The sequence below is a fragment of the Hymenobacter sp. BT18 genome, from assembly GCF_012273015.1.
Lineage (GTDB): Bacteria > Bacteroidota > Bacteroidia > Cytophagales > Hymenobacteraceae > Hymenobacter > Hymenobacter lutimineralis.
Genome location: NZ_CP050954.1, coordinates 891,877 through 910,429 on the forward strand (window position 1 = coordinate 891,877; position 18,553 = coordinate 910,429).

General features: G+C 57.7%; 14 protein-coding genes and 1 pseudogene. 7 read left to right on the plus strand and 8 right to left on the minus strand.

Annotation, left to right across the window (positions count from 1 at the left end):
- Positions 1–80: 80 nt before the first annotated feature.
- Positions 81–656, minus strand: coding sequence for an L-threonylcarbamoyladenylate synthase (locus HER32_RS03685; protein WP_168680626.1), 576 nt, complete (start codon positions 654–656; stop codon positions 81–83).
- Between the two features lie 91 nt (positions 657–747).
- Complete coding sequence (mce, locus tag HER32_RS03690; RefSeq protein ID WP_168680628.1) at positions 748–1,164, minus strand: methylmalonyl-CoA epimerase; 417 nt, start codon at positions 1,162–1,164, stop codon at positions 748–750.
- Between the two features lie 170 nt (positions 1,165–1,334).
- Between mce and HER32_RS03695 the strand changes: the two genes are divergently transcribed.
- The 4 genes from HER32_RS03695 to HER32_RS03710 all read left to right on the plus strand — a co-directional run bounded on the left by HER32_RS03695 (position 1,335) and on the right by HER32_RS03710 (position 3,984).
- The gene (locus HER32_RS03695; RefSeq protein ID WP_149069358.1) at positions 1,335–2,546 is read left to right on the plus strand and encodes an IscS subfamily cysteine desulfurase; all 1,212 of its coding nucleotides are present in this window, start codon (positions 1,335–1,337) and stop codon (positions 2,544–2,546) included.
- Positions 2,547–2,640: 94 nt separating this feature from the next.
- Positions 2,641–3,057: a Fe-S cluster assembly scaffold IscU gene (iscU, locus tag HER32_RS03700; RefSeq protein ID WP_149069027.1), complete on the plus strand. Its 417-nt coding sequence runs from the start codon at positions 2,641–2,643 to the stop codon at positions 3,055–3,057.
- 90 nt (positions 3,058–3,147) lie between these two features.
- Positions 3,148–3,558, plus strand: coding sequence for a hypothetical protein (locus HER32_RS03705; RefSeq protein ID WP_149069026.1), 411 nt, complete (start codon positions 3,148–3,150; stop codon positions 3,556–3,558).
- 99 nt (positions 3,559–3,657) lie between these two features.
- The gene (locus HER32_RS03710; protein WP_168680630.1) at positions 3,658–3,984 is read left to right on the plus strand and encodes a HesB/IscA family protein; all 327 of its coding nucleotides are present in this window, start codon (positions 3,658–3,660) and stop codon (positions 3,982–3,984) included.
- Positions 3,985–4,262: 278 nt separating this feature from the next.
- Here HER32_RS03710 and HER32_RS03715 read toward each other — a convergent pair whose 3' ends face one another.
- The 4 genes and pseudogenes from HER32_RS03715 to murI form a co-directional block, all read right to left on the minus strand.
- Positions 4,263–8,651 carry a choice-of-anchor D domain-containing protein gene (locus tag HER32_RS03715; protein ID WP_232066358.1) on the minus strand — a complete coding sequence of 1,463 codons (4,389 nt, stop codon included), beginning with the start codon at positions 8,649–8,651 and terminating at the stop codon, positions 4,263–4,265.
- 294 nt (positions 8,652–8,945) lie between these two features.
- A pseudogene (locus HER32_RS20390) lies at positions 8,946–9,398 on the minus strand (lamin tail domain-containing protein); the annotation flags it as partial.
- Between the two features lie 180 nt (positions 9,399–9,578).
- Positions 9,579–12,425, minus strand: a complete 2,847-nt coding sequence (locus HER32_RS03720) for a T9SS type A sorting domain-containing protein (RefSeq protein ID WP_168680633.1) — start codon at positions 12,423–12,425, stop codon at positions 9,579–9,581.
- Positions 12,426–12,962: 537 nt separating this feature from the next.
- Entirely contained in the window at positions 12,963–13,796 is an 834-nt protein-coding gene (gene murI / locus HER32_RS03725) for a glutamate racemase (protein WP_168680635.1), read from the minus strand.
- A 144-nt stretch (positions 13,797–13,940) separates the two neighbouring features.
- Between murI and HER32_RS03730 the strand changes: the two genes are divergently transcribed.
- Both HER32_RS03730 and HER32_RS03735 read left to right on the plus strand, forming a co-directional pair.
- Complete coding sequence (locus tag HER32_RS03730; RefSeq protein WP_149069021.1) at positions 13,941–14,174, plus strand: hypothetical protein; 234 nt, start codon at positions 13,941–13,943, stop codon at positions 14,172–14,174.
- A gap of 202 nt (positions 14,175–14,376) precedes the next feature.
- Positions 14,377–16,302: an ABC-F family ATP-binding cassette domain-containing protein gene (locus HER32_RS03735; RefSeq protein WP_168680637.1), complete on the plus strand. Its 1,926-nt coding sequence runs from the start codon at positions 14,377–14,379 to the stop codon at positions 16,300–16,302.
- 63 nt (positions 16,303–16,365) lie between these two features.
- Here HER32_RS03735 and HER32_RS03740 read toward each other — a convergent pair whose 3' ends face one another.
- Together HER32_RS03740 and HER32_RS03745 are read right to left on the minus strand one after the other, a co-directional pair.
- Positions 16,366–16,722, minus strand: coding sequence for a DUF952 domain-containing protein (locus HER32_RS03740; protein WP_168680639.1), 357 nt, complete (start codon positions 16,720–16,722; stop codon positions 16,366–16,368).
- 115 nt (positions 16,723–16,837) lie between these two features.
- Complete coding sequence (locus tag HER32_RS03745) at positions 16,838–17,224, minus strand: hypothetical protein (protein WP_149069017.1); 387 nt, start codon at positions 17,222–17,224, stop codon at positions 16,838–16,840.
- Positions 17,225–17,399: 175 nt separating this feature from the next.
- Between HER32_RS03745 and hppD the strand changes: the two genes are divergently transcribed.
- Entirely contained in the window at positions 17,400–18,533 is a 1,134-nt protein-coding gene (gene hppD / locus HER32_RS03750; protein ID WP_168680641.1) for a 4-hydroxyphenylpyruvate dioxygenase, read from the plus strand.
- The last annotated feature ends 20 nt before the right edge of the window (positions 18,534–18,553 follow it).

Consider the following 18,553-nt stretch of genomic DNA (forward strand, 5'->3'; position numbering starts at 1 on the left):
GTGCCGTAAGCCAAACAAGCTGCAAAGGTAACGGCTGCCCAGGTACTTCCACTGCTCTGCCACGCCTTCTGGCTACCGGCCTAGTCGCGCAGCACCGTCAGGGTGCCATCGGCTTCTACCCGCACCACGCGCGAAGGCGCAGCCGACTTCGTATCATCCTGCCGCCAGTTTGCCACGTAATCCACGGCCCGCACCAGCTCCGGGCTCACCTCCTTATACATAGCAGCGGCGGGCTCCCCACTGAAGTTGGCCGAAGTAGCGACCAGTCCGTGGCCCAGGCGCCGCACAATTTTGTGGGTAAACTCGTCCTGGGAGATGCGCAGGCCAATGGTGCCGTCGGGGGCCTGCAGGCTGGGGGCTACCTGGGAGCTGGCCGGCACCACGTAGGTAGTGGGGCGGGTTTCGGCGGCCAGCAGCTCCGGCAGGTTGGCCGGCACCACGGCCGCGTAGCGGGCAAACATCTGCTCGTCGGCCACCAGAATCAGGCAGGGCTTACCGGACGGCCGTTTTTTCAGCGCATACAGCCGGTCTATCACCCGCGGGAGCTCGGCGTCGCAGCCCAGGCCCCACACGGTGTCGGTGGGATACAGAATGATTTGCTGCAGCAACAAGGCATCCACGGCCGCGTCTACTTCCTGGCGAAAAAAATTACTCATGGTGGGCTGTTAGTTTATGAGAAAGGTAGGCCAGAATATCCCCGGTACCGCGGCTGTAGCAGACCTCAGCCGGCTACGGCTGCAGTGTCTGCTAGGCGGCCGACTCCGGAATACTCTGGCACAGCTCTACCAGTACGCCCGCGGCCGACTTCGGGTGCACAAAACACACCAGCTTATTGTCGGCCCCGCGCTTGGGCTCCTCGTTCAGGAGGGTAAAGCCCTCTGCCCGGAGCCGCGCCATTTCCGCCCGAATGTCGTCTACCTCAAACGCCACGTGGTGAATTCCTTCGGGTTTCTTTTCCAGAAAACGGGTGATGGCGCTGCTCGGGCTGGTGCCGGCCAGCAGCTCAATCTTGGAGCCGCCCACCTGGAAAAATACTGTATCCACGGCTTCGCTGGCCACGTGTTCCCGCTTATATGGCGCTACGCCCAGCAGGCGCGTGTACAGCTCGGTGGCGGCGGCCAGGTCGTGAACGGCCAGGCCCAGGTGTTCCAGATTGGTGAGCATAAGCAGGGTGCGAAAAATGAGGTGGCGCTAGGTAGCCAACCTTGTTTGGATTGTGTCTATTTTTGTAGCGTAAAAGTAAACCTCCTTCCCGGTTTGGCTGTTTCAATGGAGAATAATTCTCCACTGGCTACCTTTGCCGGTGAATTTCATCCGACGCCCCAAGCACCATGCTGAAGCTGCCAATTTACCTTGATAACAACGCGACTACGCCGCTGGACCCGCGCGTGTTGGAAGCCATGCTCCCGTACTTCACCGAGCATTTCGGCAACGCGGCCTCCCGCAACCACCCCTTTGGCTGGCAGGCGGAGGAAGCCGTAGACTATGCCCGCGAGCAGATTGCCGCCCTCATCAACTGCGACCCCAAGGAAATTATCTTCACTTCGGGCGCTACGGAGTCGGATAACTTGGCCATTAAGGGCGTATATGAGATGTATGCCCAGAAAGGCAACCACATCATCACAGCCACCACGGAGCACAAAGCCGTGCTGGATACGTGCAAGCACCTCGAGAAGCAGGGTGCCCGCGTAACCTATCTGCCCGTGGACGCGGAAGGCCTCATCAGCTTGGCCGAGCTGGAAGCCGCCATGACGCCCCAGACCATTCTGGTGGCCATCATGTACGGCAACAATGAAACCGGCACGATTCAGCCCATCCGCGAAATTGCCGCCATTGCCCACAAGCACGGCGCCCTGTTCATGACCGATGGCACCCAAGCCGTGGGCAAAATCCCGGTAGACGTGCTGGCCGATGGCATCGACCTGATGGCCTTTACCGGCCACAAGTTCTACGGCCCCAAGGGCATTGGCGCCCTGTACGTGCGCCGCAAGAACCCCCGCGTGAAAGTTACCGCCCAGATGGACGGTGGCGGCCACGAGCGGGGCATGCGCTCCGGCACGCTCAACGTACCCGGCATTGTGGGCCTGGGCAAGGCTTGCGAGCTGGCCCGCCTGGAAATGGCTGCCGACACCGCCCGTCTCAGCGCCATGCGCGACCGGCTGGAAAAAGAGTTGCTCACGCTGGAAGAAAGCTACGTGAACGGCTCGGTTACGCACCGTCTGCCCCACGTCACCAACATCTCCTTCAAGTACGTGGAAGGCGAAGGCCTGATGATGGGCGTGAAGGACTTGGCGGTATCGTCGGGCTCGGCCTGTACGTCGGCCTCGCTGGAGCCTTCGTACGTACTCAAGGCCCTGGGCCTGAGCGACGACCTGGCGCACTCTTCCCTACGCTTCGGCCTGAGCCGCTTTACCACCGATGAGCAGATCGACTACGCCATCGGCCACGTAAAAGAAGCGGTAACCAAGCTCCGTGAAATGTCTCCCCTGTGGGAAATGTTCAAGGAAGGCATCGACCTCAACTCTATTGAGTGGGCTGAACATTAATTTTTAGCGCTTAGAATTGAAAACCAGGAATGTTACCTTGGTTTTCGCTCTAGGTTCTGAGTTCTAAAATCTGACTTCTAATTTCATCAAAGCCATGGCTTACTCCGATAAGGTAATCGACCATTACAGCAACCCCCGCAACGTGGGCACGCTGGACAAAAGCAAGAAGAACGTAGGCACCGGCCTCGTAGGCGCCCCTGAGTGCGGCGACGTGATGCGCCTGCAGATTGAGGTAGACGAAGCTACCAACACCATCACCGACGCCAAATTCAAAACCTTCGGCTGCGGCTCGGCCATTGCGTCGTCGTCGCTGGCGACAGAGTGGCTGAAAGGCAAGACGGTAGATGAGGCGCTGGCCATCGATAACATGGAGATTGTGGAAGAACTGGCGCTGCCGCCCGTGAAAATCCACTGCTCGGTACTGGCCGAAGACGCCATTAAGTCGGCCATCAACGACTACCGCGTGAAAAACGGCCTGCCGGAGCTGGAAATAGCCAAGTCGCACCACTAATAGAACTGAGAAACTAGAAGTGAGAAGTTAGCCTCCATGTATCGGGGTTGACTTCTCACTTCTCAGTTCGAACCTCTCACTTCTACATAAATGGAAGTTTCCCAGGACGTGCACGTCGAGAGTGCGCGCATTCAGCGGCAGATTGAAGAGCATCTGGGTTTGGGTCCCGGCGGCTTGCTGTTTGAATTCCGGCAGCTGGAGCGGGGGCAGGTACGGCTGGATCTGATTACCGTGAATCCGCGCCACCACCAGAGCTTCCTGTTTCGCTACGAGGTAGGCTACGACCGGCTCGATGCCCTGCGCAAAATGCTGGCCTACGTGCAAAGTGCCCGCGACGTGGAAAGCTCCTACACTATTCAGTGGCGGGCCCGCGGCGACAAGGAACTGCACACCTCCTACTTCCGCGCCCACAACCCCTACGAAGCGCTGGACAAGCTGTACTACGGCCGCGACCAAACCACGCTTACCGTATTCAGCGTAGTACTGAATCCAAGTAGTTAGGAGTTAGAAGCGTAGGAGCCAGCATAGATGAACTGTTGTTCAACTCGAAGCTAGCTCCTTTCTCCTCCCTCCTTTCTTCTCTCTCCTTCCCCAAATGCCATGATTACCGTTTCTGATAAAGCCAAAGAAAAAGTAGCGCACCTGATGGCCGATGCCCAGCTCGACGACACCTATCGTCTGCGGGCTTCCGTGGCCGGGGGCGGCTGCTCGGGCCTGAGCTACAAGCTCGACTTCGACAACGAAGTGAAGCCCATGGACCAGGAGTTTGAAGACAAGGGCGTACGCGTGGTAGTGGACATGAAAAGCTTCCTCTACCTGGCGGGCACCCAGCTTGACTTCTCCGATGGCCTCAACGGCAAAGGCTTCTTCTTCGACAACCCCAACGCCTCCCGCACCTGCGGCTGCGGTGAGAGTTTCTCGGTCTAGACTGCCGACGTTTCCCGTTTGCAACGAAAAAGCTACCCCAAAAGGGTGGCTTTTTCGTTGCCCCCGAACTACCCTCTCCCCCTGTTCAACGCTTGAGTAGCTGGATAAGTAGTGCCTGGGAAATTGCGCCGTCATGTTGAGCCTGTGGAAGTATGACTACACGATTACCTATTCTCCACTAGGTGCCCACACCATAGAAGACCACTTCTCAAACCAACACCCAACAAAAAAGGCCTCCCGAAAACCGGGAGGCCTTTTTTATTTGATGGCACGTAGCGCTAGTTGGTTTTGACCAGCTTGTGCGTGGAGCGAAGCTGAGCGCCCTGAAGCACCAGCACGTAGCTACCCTGGGGCAGCTGCCGCAGATCCAGCTGCTGCGAAGCCGGTACCATGGCGCGGTACACCTCACGGCCGGCCAGGTCCGTTACAATGGCTTGTACTGCGCCAGCGTGTTCAGGCAGCTGCAGGTAGAGTGTGCTGGCTACCGGGTTGGGATAGATACCCGCCAACAGCTTACCGCCCTGTACCGTGCGTACTTCGGAAAGGTGCGCGGTACCATCCTGGTCTACCTGACGCAAGCGGTAGTACGATACCCCTGACAACGGCTTGGCATCGGCAAAGCGGTAGGTGCTGCGAGCAGTGGTGCTACCCTGACCGTTCACGCGGCCTACCTGAGTAAAGTGCACCCCATCGGCGGAGCGCTCTACTTCGAACCGGGCGCTGTTGCGCTCAGAAGCCGTAGCCCACTGCACTTGTACCTGGGCTCCCTCCCGGGCGGCCGAGAAGGCCGTCAGCTGAACGGGCAGGGGATTGACGTTGATGGATGCATCCGTGCTGGCCAGCACAAAGTCGCTGAAGGACGTGAATGGATCCGAGGTAACGGTAGTAGCCGTAGTCTCCGACTGCCCAATGTTTTCCCAGGCCCCACCGTTGTGGGATTTGCCAATCACGAGCGAGGTAGCATTGGGGGTGTTTACCCCGTCCTCCTGCGCTTCATAGGACAACTTGATAGTTCCTTCAAACTCCCCGGCAAGCGGCTCCGTGGCGGGCGTAACCGTGAAATAACGCTCCTTCGAAACCCGCGTCAGCCCCCCGCTCAACGTCTGGTTGCTGGGCGCACCATCGTGTTGGGTAGCGGTGTAGATGGCAGCGTTAGTCTGCGTGGAAATGTTGAGCGTCAGCGGACGATACTCTGCGGCCATACCGATAGGGAAGCTAACCGATTTGGGAGTGCCGGGTACAACCGCTGCCACTTCGCGCTTCAGGGGGCCTTCCACAAAGCTGGCGGAGCTGGCATCGTTTACCGTTGCCGTCGGTGCCAGGGTAAGCGGGTTGGTCTCACTCGTCAGGAGGTTGCCTTTGAGCAGGCTAAGCGTACCGTTGATCCGAACCGGCGTTTGCAGCAGAACGCTAGCTGTTGTGTTCACCTGTAGGGTAGAGCTAGAGCCCAGGAACGAAGTCCCAGCCGTTGTACCCAGTTCTGTACCGCTGATGGTCTGTTGAACAGGCCCGGTAAAGACAAGCTTTGCGGTGCTGTTCAACGTGAAGCCCCCGTTAATAACCAGATTACCGCTCAGATTCAGTTCTGCCAGACTATTGGCAAAAGAAGTACCCGTTTCAATAGTCAGATTGCCGTTCACGGCTATGGGCGTACCTCCCGATGCACTGTATCCTCCATTAGTGGATACAGCAAATGTGAGGTTACCAAACTTACGTCCCTGCAGAGCCGGCGTGTACGCAATGTTACCGCCCACCGATGGTGACTTAAAGATGAAGGTACCACTCTCGGTACCGGGTACCCCAGCGAGGTTCTCTGTAAACACGCCACTACTTGCCGTCGTGCCATGCAGGTACGTACCGCCATTGTAGATGAAAACGGTTTCATTGCTCCCGTTTGGTTCCAGGTTTGCGGCTGAGCCTCCCCCACCTTTGTTGGAAAAGGTGCCGTTGTTGAAAATGGCTAATGCCGTCTCACCCGAAGTGGAGCGCTGCAACGTCAGGGCTGACGTCAGCGTGTTGCTGGCGGGAATTTCAAACTCAATGGCGGCTCCGCTGCCTGGGTTGATAATCAACGACTGTAGGGTAACGGCAGCAGCGGTGAAGCCCGGGGTGGTACCAAGACTAACAGTGTAAGCACCCGATACCGAACTGTGGTCGAGCAGCACGTCGCTCGAGCTGCCGGGCACTGTATTCGTCGACCAGTTAGCGGGGTTAAAGAAACCACCATCGTTGCCCAGGCCCGTCCAGGTAACGAACGTACGCGTTACGGCAGTGCCCGTTACGTTGAGCACATACGGATTCTCGTCGCTGTCATCGTTGACGATGCTGATAGCACCCGTGAAGGTACCGGTGGCCGTGGGGGTGAAAGCAACCCCGAGCGTAGCTGAGCTGAACGGCGCAATAGAAGTGGGCAGAACGCCTACTGGGCTAAATACCCCACCCGAAGAAGTGATACTCCCAATAGTCAGGGTAGTACCGCCCTTGTTTTCAATCGTAAACGACACCGTGTTCCGGGTGCTTACCGGCGTATTCGCAAAGGTGTAGGGCGTGGGGTTATTGCTGACGATGGACGTAGTCCCATCGGTAAGGTTGATTTCAGCCGGAGACACATTCAGCGTACCCGTTACGGCCACCAGTTGCTGGGGCGAGGTACCGCTGCTGTTGACCACGTTGCCCGTAAGCAGCCCAACGGTGCCGCTACCACTTAGCCGTACGTAGATGGGCGTTGGGTTTACGGTTCCTCCTACCGGTACCAGTGAAATGCTATTGGCATCAGCAGTGACATTCGTGAAAGCTACATCATCGGAAACCTGAAAACCGGCCGGGGCCTGCACTTTTAAAGGAATATTCCCCAGGCTCGTTCCGCTCACTGAATAAGTGGCGTAGGTGGCTGAGGGCGTATTCTGAATAGTAGTGCCAACGGCAAGTGGACCATTTGTGGTTACGTTGACGGTGCCGGGCACAGGAGTAGGGGCGCAGATAACGGCTACATTATCCAGCCGCCAGGGAGACGTGGTGGCACTGGTTTTCTCGAAGCGAATCCACACCTGTGCCTCCGTAGAGTAGGCAGATAGGTCAACCGTGTACTTGATATAACTGGTACTCGTGTTATCCAGGGTGAACGTCCCGCCCGTTGCCACTGCATACGTCCCGTTCTGACCAGTGGTCGACACCTTCACTTCGAAGGTTTTGGGGGTTGCATTCGTCGTCCGGGTCAGGTAGAAGCTCACGGATGCTGGGTAGTTCAGCTCCGGGGTCGTGAGGGTGCCATTGTTGGAGTTGAATTCTGCTGCCCCGGCCGAACCGTTATAGGTGCTTGACGTAGTGCGCGTAACGCCGGTAGCCAACCAGCCGGTCGGCGGGAAAGGCGTAGTATCAAATCCTTGTGACAAGCAGGAAGAATAGCCGGCGGGCAACACGCTTCCGGTCACCGTCACACTGGCCGACTTAGCCCCCGACACGTTAGTCAGGGTTTCCATCACGTCCCCGTTGGTGGCGGTAGCGGCCGCCTTAATCCGGACGTAAATGGTAGATGCGCCCGTCTGGGGTGCCTCTACCGTGTTACTGAACCCGCTGCCGGAAGTCAAGGAAACCTCGTAGTTGGAGTTAACCGGTACCGATACCGTAATGGGCGCCGATAGGTTGGTGGGCGTGAGCGTATAGCTCTGCTCAGCTGAAACAACGCCTACGGACGTAGCAAACCCCGTGAGCGAGGTAGGCGAGGCCACCAGGTTAGGAGGCAGAGCCGTTGTCGTGAACGTCGTTGAGCCCAGCGGGGTTTGCAGGTAGTTTTCGAAACCGGCGGTGCTGCTTTCGTTGTAGGCATACACCTCGGCTACGTAGTTGGTACCAGCCGTCAGGCCGGTTACGGCGGCGCTAGTGCCGGTGCCGTTCAGCACCACAAAGTTACCGGTGCCGGTGGTAGCACCGCTCCCGAAGGCCAGGTTGGCGGTGTAAGCGGTTTTATCGGTGGGCGCCACGGCCGTGGTCGTAGCGGCCCGCACCACCAGGAGGCGCTTGGCGCCGTTGCCGCTGCCTACCGTCAGGGTTACGGCTACTTGTGTGGGCGTGCCGGCGCTTACCGTCGGGGCCGTGGTAGGCTCAGCTACCACGGTGCCGGTTACGGCTTTCGTTTGCTCCGCAGCGCCCGTGGAGTTCAGCGTCACGTTGCCGGCTACGGTACCGCTGCCGGCGCCGCTCAGGCGCACGTACACCGGCACGCTGGTGAGGGTACCGCTGCCAAAGGCAATGCTCGTGGAAGAGCCAAAGCCCGAGCCGCTCGACTGGGAAACCTCGTAGCCCGTGGGGGCTTGCACCGCTACGTTGGCCGTGAGGTTGGTGGCACTTACCGTGAACGACTGTTCAGCCGAAGGTGAGCTGGCTACCGTGTTAAAAGCTGTGAGAGCAGCCGCCGAAACAGTAATGGCGGGAGTAGCGGCCCCCGAGCCAGTGGTTACGTCCAGCTTCACGGGTGAGGCCTGCAGGTTGGGTACATTGTCTTCGGCTACCACGTACACATCGTAAGCCGTACTGGCCGAGAGGCCCCCAACTACCGTAGTGGCAGCCGTGTTGGCCGTGGGATTGATGAAGTTGCCGCTGGCCAGGGGCGTACCACCGGCCGCTTTTACCTGGGCCGCCGTGGGAGCCGTAGCACCGTCGGCCAGCACCAGGTAATAGGTCTTGCCTACTTCGTTGATGGTTGAGCTAAGCGTAAAACCCGTGCCCGTAGGAGCACTCGTTGATGGGGAGCCTGTGGCGAAAGAGGGTGGAGTAGTATCGGAACCGCCACAAGGATTGGCCGTCGTACCTGAGTTGCGGGGCCCCGCAGCAGCAGCTGTGAAGTCTACAGAGTTTTTGTCCGTGTCCGTGCAGCCTCCACTCCCCCTAAAAATTGCATTTGTTGCGCTAGGAGCAGGTGCAGCGGCAGTACCTTCAAAGGTAGTTGCTGTCCCAAATCCTACTCGATCTATGAGTGTAGTACCATTTAACAAGTCAACACGGCCATTTGCCGCGGCCATACTTACACTGCCTGTTCCAGATGCGGGTGTCGTTTTATCTGGGGTTGGAAGGGCTGTGAAGCCAGAGGTAGCCCCAGCAAGCTGAATCAGATAATACTTTCCAGCTGAAATAGTACCTGATAAGGTAACTGTCCCCCCTGCTCCCCCTGCAGAAGAGAAATAGGCTATGCTGTAGTTTGTCAGGTCTATATCACTTGTACTCTTGTTGAACAATTCTACATAATCGTTTCTGTAAGTGGCCCCACTATTTCCACCCGCGCCATATACTTGGCTGATAACAACTGTAGTACTCTGCGCCCACCCCAACAATGGAAGCAGTAGCAGCACAAGGGCCATAAAGAAGCCCCGGCCATAGGGTGGCGGGGCTACCCTGGGATGAGTAGAGGGTGTCATCATGAGGAGGTGTGTATGAGAGGTTTAGGAAATGCGCACAATCGGAGAGTCCAAATATACAGGTCCCCGGGTACTTCTGGTACTTTTGCCAGGGTTACTGAATTATTACCAGATTAAGCTAATTTAATAAAAAAGGCCTCCCGAATACCGGGAGGCCTTTTTTAGGGCAGAAAAAATCTGGGCTTATTGTTTCACCACCTTCTGGGTCCACTGCTGGCCACCTTGCTCCACGCGCACCAGGTAGGTGCCCCGCTGCAGGCTGCTCAACTCCAGGTTGCCATCTACCCCCAGGGTGCGGGTCAGCAGCACGCGGCCGGTTAGGTCCAGTACCTGCACTTTGGCGTTTTGCATGGGCACCGGCAGCTTCACCGTGAGGTTGTTCTGGGCCGGGTTGGGGTACACGCTCAGGGAGCCACCGCCATTCACTACCGATTTCACGTCGGAGTAAGCAGTTTGGCCATCGAAGTCAACTTGCTTGAGGCGGTAGTACGAGGTACCCGTCAGCGGATTGGCATCCGTAGCCGCGTACTCGTGGCGGCTCGACGTGGTGCCGTTGCCCTCTACCGTCGTAAACGTCTGGAAGTTCACCCCGTCGGCCGAGCGCTGCACTTCGAAGCCTTTGTTGTTTTTCTCCGAAGCCGTTACCCAGGTCAGTTTCACCTGCTTGCCCTGCAGCTTAGCCGAGAAGGCCGTCAGCGTTACGGGCAGCGGCTGGCCATCAATGCCTACCCCTTCAATTTCTTCCGCCGTGGTGGGCGTCAGGTAGTTTTCCGAGGTCTGCGTGATGAAGCCCGTGGTGGGGTCGATGTTGTTGAACTCGAACACGTAGAAGTAGTAAGCTTTTGTGGGCTCAAAGTTTTCAACGGTTACCGAGTTGTTAGCGCCGGCATACACGGAGAAGTAACCCGGTGCCAACTGCGGACCCGTACCATAAATGGAGTTGTTGGTCTGGTAAGACGTACCATCTACCGGCTGGCGGTTAGCGGGCAACAGCGGGTTTTCGCTGGCAACCACCAGGTGGCCTTCGCCCTGCCCGGCTACATTACCGGTGAAGGTAATGGTGATGTTTCGGCCACTGCGCGTCAGCAGGAAGGGGCGCTCGGCCGTGGGCTGCACGTCGATGGAGCGGCCCGCCAGCGTACCGTTGTTGGCGAAGTTCTGCGCAGTGGTAATTTCGAAGTCCGTGCTCTGGTAGCGCAACGTGTTGGAAGCCTGGCCCAAGTACGTAGGCGAGTAGCGCACATACAGGGTAGCATTTACACTGTACGTGGTGCTGCTAGGCGTGAACACTACGCTGCTGGAGAAGTTAATGCCGTCGGTGGATACCTGGAACTGAGGCGTAGCCGAAGGGTTCTGGGGCGAAGGCGTAGGTGCCGAAATCGTGATGGTAATGGGCTGACGCACCCGGTCGGCTACGAGGTTCAGTGCCTGCGTGGGCGAGTTTTCGTAGATCACCACGATGCCGGAAGTATTGTAGGCATTGGCCAGCTGCACCTGCGGACGGCTGGTGCCCGATACCGGGAAGGTCACAGGGTTGGCCGGGTCGCTGGTGTGAGTAATTACCGTGGCATCTTCGCGGGCGGAGGGCGGCAGGTAGCGAATGTACACCGTCGTTACCGTCAGGTCGTTGCCGGAGTTGCGCGGAATCAGCAGCGAGTTGCCCGTTGCGCCGTTCAGTGCATCAAGGCCAGCAGCCGAGAGGGCCACCTGGAAGTAGATCGGAGCATTTACCGTTACGCCTTCCAGCAGGTTAGTACCCGAGAGCTGGTAGGTCTGAATGGCCGAAGGCACACCCGGCACGGTAGAGAACAAGCTCAGTACGCCCGAAGCGTTGATAGCCGAGTTGCCACCCAAACCATTGGCCGTGATGTTAAGCGTACCGGTAATGGTGGTATTGGTGCCGCTTACACCCGAGCCCACAATGCTCCCGCTGAAGGCACCAGCGTTAGTGCCCACCAGGCGCACCTGGATTTCCTGGGTTACGTTGCCGCTGGCATCCGTAGTCAGGGTGATAGGCGTGTTGTTGTACGTGCCTACGCCCGTCAGGCGGAAGCGAATGTTCGTAGCCGAAGGCGTCAGCGTTACCGTGGAGTTAGGTGCCAAACCCGTAGCCGTTACAATGGTCGTCAGCGTAGCCGAGCCGTTGGTAGAGACCGTGCCAAAGTTCAGCGGGTTTACGCTAAAGCTAATAGCCGTTACAGCTGCTGCCTGGCCGTTGCCACTCACTGCCACGTTCTCCGTTACCGTGCCCGAGCCATTAGGCGTAGAAACAACAATGTTCTCCGAAATATTGGTCTGCTGAGTAGGGGCAAACTGTACGTAGATGGTTACCGGGTCATTTACCAGCGTGCTTCCCGTACGGCTAAGCGTAATAGGCGTGCTGGTGAACGTAGTCCCGTTGACGCTGATGCGGAAGTTAGTCGAGGGCGTAACCGTAACGTTGCCCGTGAGGTTGGCGGCTGAGATGTTGAACGACTGCGTGGCCGAGGTTTCGCCGATACGGGTAGGGCTAAACGACAGAGCGGTTGGGTTGATAGTCAGCCGGGGCGTAGCGGCAATGCCCGTGCCCGTCAGCCCAAACGTGCGGGTAAGTGAGCCAGCAGTAAGCACTAGGTTGGCAGCACGGGAGCCCACTGCACTAGGTGCAAAGCGTACGTATACTGGAAAACCGCCTGTAGCCTTAGCTTCGGCAGCCGTCACGGTCACCGTGTTGGTAAAGGTCACATTGTCGCGGCTAACCTGAAAGTCGCCGTTGTTGGTGCCCGTCAGCGAAACCACTACGTTAGCCGTCAGGCTGTTGCTGCCCTTTACCGTAAGGATTACAATGTCCTCCGGATCGGTAGTATCATAAATACGCTGGGTGGTCTGCCCAACTTCGGTATCAACAAAGTCAGGGTTGTCTGAATTAATGCCGGAGCCAGCAATGCTCTGCGCAAAGCTCAGGGAAGGCAAAACGAACAGCGCCAGCATGAACACCCAAATAACCGACCAGGCAGTGCGGCGTTGGGGGCGAGTGTATGAATTTTTCATATGAGTAAGTAAAAAGTTTTACGGTGAAAAGACAACCAATTGATTGTCAGTGTTTAGCAAGCCAGGTTGATGTTCATCAAACCTGCTCCTTGTACGCAGTAGCTAAGGGTCAGTTCAATAATTTTTTTGACATTGCATATAATTTTTCTATACATCTATTTGTTCGCATATTTATTTGATTTATGTTAGTAGGTCTGTTCTTTAGGGAAAGCCGGACCGATAATTTGGCCCTGCCCGGGTCTACAGATTTCGTGCCCAAATGATTCCCAGGATCATTCAACTATACGAATTGTTATCTTTTCCGGATTTCAGGCTGCTTTGCTTCCGGATGCCTGCCTCTGCGGCTCTCCGGTGAACTTATGCTTGTTATTCAGTTAGCGCCATGTGAATGAAAACGGCTACTCTGGTGCTTTGTACCTCACTCCGGGTAGCTTTTGCTTTTCATAAAGCGGAATGTTTTCTTGGTTTTCTACAACCATAACCCAAATTGTCGTTGCAGGTTGCAAACCGGTGGCTGGGTGAAATAATATGGGCTGCTTATTCCCAGAGTGGATAGTGCTCCAGTTGTACTTCCTGCTCGAAAAAGATACGGGTGCTTTCCTCGAAAGAGCGGGTGAAGTCGGACACATAAAAATGATGGGCCGGGACGCCTTCTTTGGCTGGGGCCGCCAGCTGCTGCGCATTCAGGTACTGGCGCACGTGCTCGGCTACTACGTCGGAGGCATCTAACACTTCTACCCTTCCCTGATAAAAGGCCGCAATCTGCTGCTTGATTAACGGGTAGTGGGTGCAGGCCAGCACCAACGCCTCAATGCCCTCGAGTACGGGACTCGATAGGTAGGTTTCAATGATGTTGCGGGAAATAGAGTTGTTGAAGAAGCCCTCCTCCACCATCGGGGCCAGCAGCGGCGTAGCCAGGCTGCGCAGCTCTACGCCCGCGTCCAGGTCGTCTATCTTTTTGCGGTACACGTTGCTGTTCACCGTTTGCTTGGTGCCAATGAGGCCCACGGTGCGCCCGGCATACGCCTTTCCCACGTAGGCCACAATGGGGTCAATTACGTTCAGGACCCGGGCTTTGGAGCCTACGTATTCCTTCACCAGCTCATAAGCCGCCGCCGAGGCCGAGTTGCAGGCAATAAGAATCACCTTGCACTGTTGCTTGAGCAGCAGGTCGCAGATCTTCACGGAGTAGGCCTGAATGGCGGCCGTGCTTTTGTCACCATAGGGCAGGTGGGCCGTGTCGCCGAAGTACACCAGCCTTTCCTGCGGGAGCAGCTTGTTGACGGCCCGGGCCACGGTGAGGCCCCCAATGCCACTATCGAAAACCCCAATGGGGCGAGAAGCCAGGGAGGAAGAAGCTGCTGTACCCATATTGAGCGCAAAGGTAAATCGTTTTTACTGGGTTATGGCGCTGTGGTGCGGTATTCCCCTGTGGGCCTTCCCTACTCCGGGTAGGCAGGTCAGAAATATTCTTCCTATATAGTAGGCTCTAACTGCCGCTTTCCCCTGATTCCTATGAGTACGGTTTTGCATGAAATCGACCAGGCCCTGGCTTCTTTCGATGCTACCCGCGGCCGGCCCGTAGCCATTGAGCTGGGCGAACGGAAATACACCCAGCTAATTCTCGACGTGGCCCACCTGCACCAGGCTGGCGGCGACCTGACCACTAATACGGGCCGCCCCCTGGCGTACCGGGGCCTCGAAATCCTGCGCGACGAGCTGAACGTGGACCGGGTGCGGGTTATCTAGACCGCAGATAGCACCGATTTTTCGAATAAGACAGTCGGCTCCATACTCAAAGCAGGAAGTTGCGTCTTAGTCTGTACGTTTATCTGGAGCGCCATTTTTCTGACCGTTTCTTCGGGTTGCTAGCTGGTTATTCTTCCGTGCCAACTACAAAATCCGCGGAATCCGTTAAAATCCGTGCCCATCCGTGGTCTACCTTTGCGGTATGAACCTGCTTTCCGCTGAAAACCTTTCGAAGAATTATGCCGACCGGTGGCTTTTCCGGGACCTGAACTTTGGTTTGCAGCAAGGCCAGCGCGTGGCCTTCGTGGGCATCAACGGTACCGGCAAAACCACGCTCATGAAAATCCTAGCTGGCCTGGAGCAGCCCGATACCGGCCTGGTGAGCACGCGCAAAGGCATTCGGGTTACCTATCTGGGCCAGCAGCCCGTGTTCGATGAAAGCCTGACGGTGGAGGAAACCATCTTCGCCAGCCAGAACGACACGCTGCGCGCCATTCAGGAGTACGAGCACGTCGTCAACGACCCCGACCACAAAGCCGACGACCTGCAGCGCGTGCTGGAACGCATGGATTCCCTGAACGCCTGGGACTACGAGGCCCAGGTGCAGCAGATTCTGGGCCGCCTGGGCATCCTGGGCGAGCTGCTCACGCGCAACGTGAGCATGCTCTCGGGTGGGCAGCGCAAGCGCGTGGCCTTGGCCCGGGTGCTCATTGAGGAGCCCGACGTGCTGCTGCTCGACGAGCCCACCAACCACTTGGACCTGGCTACTATTGAGTGGCTGGAAAACCGCCTCTCCTCCCCCAGCCTCACCCTGCTGATGGTGACCCACGACCGGTATTTCCTCGACAGTGTGGCCAACGAAATTGTGGAGCTGGACAAGGGCCAGGTGTACCGCTACCAGGGCAACTACGCCTACTTCGTGGAGAAGAAAGCCGACCGCGAAATGCGGGAGTCGGTGGAAGTGGAAAAGGCGCGGCAGCTGTTCAAGAAAGAGCTGGAGTGGATGCGCCGTATGCCCCAGGCCCGCGGCACCAAGCAGAAAGCCCGTATCGACGCGTTTTACGTAACCAAGGAAAAGGCCAGCACCAACCTGAGCAAGCAGCAGGTGGAGCTGAGCGTGAAAACCACCCGCCAGGGCGGTAAAATCATTGAAGCCAGCCACCTCAACAAGAAGTTCGGCGACAACGTGGTGCTGGATGACTTCAGCTACGTATTCAAGAAAAAGGACCGGATTGGCCTTGTTGGGCCCAACGGCGCCGGCAAGTCTACCCTGCTGAACATGCTCACGGGCAAGCTTCAGCCCGACTCTGGCACCATTGAGGTGGGCCAGACCACCGTGTTTGGCTACTACACCCAGACGGAGCTGGAATTCGACCCCTCACAGCGCGTTATCGACATTGTGAAAGAAGTAGCCGAGGTAGTGGAGCTGGCCAACGGCGACGTGCTGACGGCCAGCCAGTTTCTGAGCTTGTTTCTGTTTCCGCCGGCCCAGCAGTATACGCTGGTAAGCAAGCTGAGTGGGGGCGAGAAGCGCCGCCTGCAGTTGCTGCGCGTGCTCATCAAAAACCCCAACTTCCTGATTCTTGACGAGCCCACCAACGACCTGGACCTGGGCACGCTTAACATTCTGGAAGATTTCCTGCTGCACTTCAGCGGCTGCCTGCTCATCGTCAGCCACGACCGGTACTTCCTGGACCAGCTGGCCGAGCACCTGTTTGTGCTGGAACCTGGCGGGGCCGTGCTCAACTTCCCCGGCAACTACACCGACTACCGCGGCTACCTGGCCGAGCGGGAAACGGAAGCGGCGCTGGAAGCTGCCGAGCAGGAAGCCAAAGCCGCCCGGGCTGCGGCCAAGGTGGCGGTAGCCGCCCCGGCCACCCCAGCCCCCGCGCCCAAGCCCGCCGAGGTGCCCAAGCGCAAGGCCACGTTTGCCGAGAAGAAGGAATACGAAACCCTGGAAAAGGAAATCGGGCAACTGGAAGTTCGCAAGCAGGAGCTGATTGAGAAGCTCAACTCCGGCTCCGGCTCCCACCAGGAGCTGGCCGACTGGGCCGCCGAGCTCAAGCGCACCGAAAACACCATCGACGACAAGGGCATGCGCTGGCTGGAACTGGCCGAGCTGGTGTAGCCCGCGAACTGCCTCATACAGCAAAGAAGCCTCCTCTGCGCGCAGGGGAGGCTTCTTTGTTGGTTATTGGTCTTGTTGTAAAGCGGCCGGCAGAGTGGCCTGGCCTAGTTCATCTACCGGGAAAGGCCAGCTGCGGACCACGGCGCTTACCGGAATAGGCGCGAAGATGTGCGGAAAGTATGCCTGTCGGCCCGCTGCCCACTCACGCTCTACCCGTACCTGGGCGACTGTTAGCGCGGCTTCGTCTATTTCCAGCAGCACCGCTTCCGGGCTGTTCCGGTAATGGCGGCGGGCAGTTTCCAACACCTGGCTTAGTTCCGAAGCGTGGATAAAGCCCTCCGCCGCTAGGTCGGGGCTGGCAAAGAAGCCGGTGCGTTGCGCGGCCGCCCAATCGGTGGGCTGGGCTATGCGGTAGAGCATGGTTGACTTGTTAAATGGTTTAGTTGTTGAATGACTAACTGGCTGAACCGTCGGGTCGTTTCTGGCCCTAATACAACCAGTCAGCCATGCAACAAGCCAACCATGCAACCATTTTCTAAGCCTGCCACACTTCCTGCTGCACGGCTTTGCCCACCGTCAGCACCAGGCGGGTGGGGTTGGGCACGAGCGTGAGGCGGGCTTCCTTGCCGGAATACTTTTCCGAATCAATCCAGACGCCCTCTTTGGGCGAGGGCGTAGCGCTGGTAGAGGCGGGCAGGTAAGCGGTGGGCAGCAGCACATCCGTATCCGAAACGAGGTCGGTGTGTACTTTTTCCAGGGCCGCTTCCAGGAAGGCCCCGTATTCATCGTTGAAGTCGTCTTCCAGGTCGTGCAGCTCCTCTTCTACGTCGTCGTAGCGGGCGTCGTCGTAGGTGAGCTTTTGCAGTTCTTGCTTTTTCTCAATCAGGGCCACCAGGGCACGGTTGAGGTCCTCCTTATTCATATCTCCTCAGGGGTAATAGGTGATGCAGTGGGGTAAAGGTGCGCAGGATTCAGGAATTTCTGAATCCGGGAAGGTGCAAAATAGCCCGCTCCCCGGTACGATTCAACCGAATCCCGTATTTTTACTCCTAATCTACCCTTCCATTATCCACCCGACCTTACCCCCACCCTTCCTGATGGAAACCATGACTTCGCCTGCAGTGCAGGCTCACCCCGCCCACGATTTTTTGCCCCTGAATGGCACCGACCACCTGGAGTTTTACGTGGGCAACGCCAAGCAGTCGGCCTACTACTACCAGGCGGCTTTCGGCTTCGAGCTCGTGGCTTACTCCGGTCCCGAAACCGGGGTGCGCGACCGGGCTTCCTACGTACTGCAGCAAAACAAAATCCGCCTCGTCCTCACCACCTCCCTCCTCCCCGACTCCGACATTACCCGCCACGTGGCCAAGCACGGCGACGGCGTGAAGGTGATGGCCCTGTGGGTGGACGATGCCCGCAAATCCTTCGAGGAAACCACCAAGCGCGGCGCCCGGCCCGCTTTCGAGCCCTACACCATTGAAGACGCCCATGGCTCTGTGACCCTGGCCGGCATCTACACTTACGGCGAAACCATCCACACCTTCGTGGAGCGTAGCAACTATACCGGCCCCTTTCTGCCCGGCTACGTCGCCAAAACCAGCAATGTGCCCCAGGGTACGCCCGTGGGGTTGCAGTACGTGGACCACTGCGTGGGCAACGTAGGCTGGGGCCAGATGAATGAGTGGGTGAAGTTCTACGAGGACGTGATGGGATTCAAGCTGCTCATCACCTTCGACGACGACGACATCAGCACCGAGTACTCGGCTTTGATGAGCAAGGTGGTGAGCAACGGCAACGGCTACGTGAAGTTTCCCATCAACGAGCCCGCCGAAGGCAAGAAGAAAAGCCAGATTGAAGAGTACCTCGACTTCTACCACGATGCCGGTGTGCAGCACATTGCCATCATCACCCACGACATCCGCACCACGGTAGCCGAGCTGCGCCGTCGCGGCGTGGAGTTCCTCACCGTGCCCGGCACCTACTACGATGATCTGCTGGAGCGCGTGGGCGCCATCGACGAGGAGCTGGAAAGCATCAAGGAGCTGAACCTGCTGGTGGACCGCGACGAAGAAGGCTACCTCCTGCAGATTTTCACCAAGCCGGTGGAAGACCGCCCCACCGTGTTCTTTGAAATCATCCAGCGCAAAGGCGCCAAGTCGTTCGGCAAAGGCAACTTCAAAGCTTTATTCGAAGCCATTGAGCGGGAGCAGGCTCTGCGCGGTAACCTGTAAGCACCCAACTTTTTGTGGGC